Source organism: Zavarzinia sp. (assembly GCF_041650655.1).
In the GTDB taxonomy this organism is placed as follows: Bacteria; Pseudomonadota; Alphaproteobacteria; order Zavarziniales; family Zavarziniaceae; genus Zavarzinia.
Genome location: NZ_JBAZKR010000284.1, coordinates 1 through 2,565, shown reverse-complemented (window position 1 = coordinate 2,565; position 2,565 = coordinate 1). Strand labels below are relative to the sequence as shown.

Below are 2,565 nucleotides of genomic sequence, written 5' to 3'. Positions count from 1 at the left end.
GCGCCCACCTTGCCGGACGCGAAATCCTGCAGCCTTTCGCCGTGCCGCCGGCGCCGACTTTCGCCCGCTACCCGGACCTGGCCGAAGTCAAGGGCCAGGCGCAGGCCAAACGCGCGCTCGAAGTGGCGGCCGCAGGCGGGCATTCACTCCTGATGAGCGGCCCGCCCGGCGCCGGCAAGTCGATGCTGGCGCAGCGCCTGCCCGGCCTCTTGCCGCCGATGACCCATGCCGAAGCGCTGGAATCCGCCGCCGTGCATTCGCTGGCCGGCAGCTTCAAGCTGGCGCAGTGGCAGCAGCGGCCGTTTCGCGCGCCGCATCATTCGGCCTCCAGCGCCGCCCTGGTCGGCGGCGGCGGCACGCCAAGGCCGGGCGAGATTTCACTGGCGCACAACGGCGCGCTGTTCCTCGACGAACTGCCCGAATTCCAGCGCGGCGTGCTGGAAGCCCTGCGCGAACCGCTCGAAACCGGGCACATCCACATTGCCCGCGCCGCGCGCCGCGCCGAGTTCCCGGCGCGCTTCCAGCTCGTGGCCGCGATGAATCCCTGTCCCTGCGGCTGGCTGGGTCACGGCTCCGGCAAGTGCCGCTGCACGCCGGACCAGGTCGCACGCTATCGCGGCAAGCTGTCGGGGCCGCTGCTCGACCGCATCGACCTGATGCTCGACGTGCCGGCCGTCGCCGAGGCCGACCTTGCCGCGCGCGGCGACGGTGAAGCTTCCGCTACGGTGCGCGCCCGGGTAGCTGCGGCACGCGCGCGGCAGCATGCACGCCAGGGCAAGGCCAACGCGCTGCTGTCACCCGCCGAAGTGGACGTGCATTGCCTGCCCGACTGCGGCGGCGCGGCGCTGCTGAAACGGGCGATGCAGCAACTCGGACTCACCGCGCGGGCTTATCATCGCATCCTCAAGGTGGCGCGCACCATCGCCGACCTTGCCGACCTGCCCGATGGTGCGCCGCTGTCGGCCGCGCACGTCGCCGAGGCCGTGCACTACCGGCGCGGTCTCGCCAACTGAGGAGCCGTCCTTGCCTGCCAGGCCGCTCGCCGCCGGACCGCAGCCGATTTCGCGCCGAACCGGCGCCCAGGAGCCTTGCCCATGAAATACCGCATCATCCCCGTCACCCCCTTCGAGCAAAACTGCACGCTGCTGTGGTGCACCGAAACCATGAAGGGCGCCTTCGTCGATCCCGGCGGCGACATCGAGCGCCTGACCGATGCCGCGGCGCGGCTGGGCGTCAGCGTTGAAAAGATCCTGCTCACCCACGGCCATATCGACCATGCCGGCGGCGCCGGCGAACTGGCGCAGCGCCTCGGCGTGCCGATCGAAGGCCCGCAGCGCGAGGAAAGCTTCTGGATCGACCAGCTCGTTGCGCAAAGCCGCAGCTTCGGCTTCCCGCCGGCGCAAGCCTTCACACCGGACCGCTGGCTCGAGGACGGCGACACCGTCACGGTCGGCAAGGAAACCCTGCAAGTCCTCTACACCCCCGGCCACACCCCGGGCCATGTGGTCTTCTACCACGCCCCGTCGAAGCTGGCCCTGGTGGGCGACGTGCTGTTCGCCGGCAGCGTCGGCCGCACCGATTTCCCGCGCGGCGATTTCCAGACCTTGATGGATTCGATCAAGCACAAGCTCTGGCCGCTGGGCGACGATGTCGAATTCATTTCCGGCCACGGCCCGATGTCCACCTTCGGCCGGGAAAGGCTTACCAATCCGTTTGTCGGCGACGGGGCCTGACCGTGTCGATGACATCCATTTTTTTTAGTCGAGAGGAAAAACAGCCATGAGCATTGTGTCCGAGTTCAAGGAATTCGCCATGAAGGGCAACGTCGTCGACCTCGCGGTCGGCGTCATCATCGGCGCCGCATTCGGCAAGATCGTCGACTCGCTGGTCAAGGATCTCATCATGCCCGTCATCGGCAGGATCATAGGCGGGCTGGACTTCTCCAGCTACTTCATCCTGCTTGCGAGCCCGCCGGCCGACTACAAGGGCGCGATGACCTACGACGCGCTGACCAAAGCCGGCGTGCCGCTGTTCGCCTACGGCAACTTCATCACGGTGGCGATCAACTTCGTCATCCTGGCCTTCGTCATCTTCATCATGGTCAAGCAGATCAACAAGCTGAGGAAGGACGCGCCGCCGGCCGCGCCGGCACCCACGGCCGAGGACGTGCTGCTGCTGCGCGAGATTCGCGACTCGCTGAAAAAATAGGCCGCGGGCGGCACGCGCGACCGAGGGCAAACGTGGTTGTCGGGCCTGATTTCGGGCGACAACTTGCTCGTATCGCCACACTCGCCGTCCCGCCAGCGCCAACTCTCAGGCGGCGGTGTTTTCTCGACGCCGTATCCGCGCCAGTGCGTCGTTGGTGGCAAGCTCGGCGTGGCGCAGGTCATGGTCGGCCTGCAGGCCCATCCAGAATTCCGCGCTAGTGCCGAAGTAGCGCGCCAGGCGCAGGGCCGTGTCGGCTGTGATGCCGCGTCGCTCACGGGCAACGTCGTTGATGCGCGGCGCCGGCACGCCCAGCGCGATCGCCAGCGCGTTGGCCGAAAGATTCAGCGGCACAAGGAA

The 2,565-nt window shown here is 67.8% G+C and carries 4 protein-coding genes; 3 read left to right on the top strand and 1 reads right to left on the bottom strand.

What is annotated here, in order from left to right; all coding sequences use genetic code 11:
- The 3 genes from WC493_RS23660 to mscL all read left to right on the top strand — a co-directional run.
- Positions 1-1,013 (top strand): YifB family Mg chelatase-like AAA ATPase (locus tag WC493_RS23660; protein ID WP_373069184.1); only part of this gene is annotated, 1,013 nt, incomplete at its 5' end.
- An 81-nt stretch (positions 1,014-1,094) separates the two neighbouring features.
- Positions 1,095-1,733: an MBL fold metallo-hydrolase gene (locus WC493_RS23655; RefSeq protein WP_373069182.1), complete on the top strand. Its 639-nt coding sequence runs from the start codon at positions 1,095-1,097 to the stop codon at positions 1,731-1,733.
- A 46-nt stretch (positions 1,734-1,779) separates the two neighbouring features.
- Positions 1,780-2,208: a large conductance mechanosensitive channel protein MscL gene (gene mscL / locus WC493_RS23650; RefSeq protein ID WP_373069180.1), complete on the top strand. Its 429-nt coding sequence runs from the start codon at positions 1,780-1,782 to the stop codon at positions 2,206-2,208.
- A 105-nt stretch (positions 2,209-2,313) separates the two neighbouring features.
- Here mscL and WC493_RS23645 read toward each other — a convergent pair.
- A partial coding sequence (locus WC493_RS23645) for a HigA family addiction module antitoxin (protein WP_373069178.1) occupies positions 2,314-2,565 on the bottom strand: 252 nt, incomplete at its 5' end.

Bases quoted from the DNA above. Each gene is read 5' to 3' on its own strand.
- WC493_RS23655 (WP_373069182.1), top strand. From the start codon at position 1,095: ATGAAATACCGCATCATCCCCGTCACCCCCTTCGAGCAAAACTGCACG.
- mscL (WP_373069180.1), top strand. From the start codon at position 1,780: ATGAGCATTGTGTCCGAGTTCAAGGAATTCGCCATGAAGGGCAACGTC.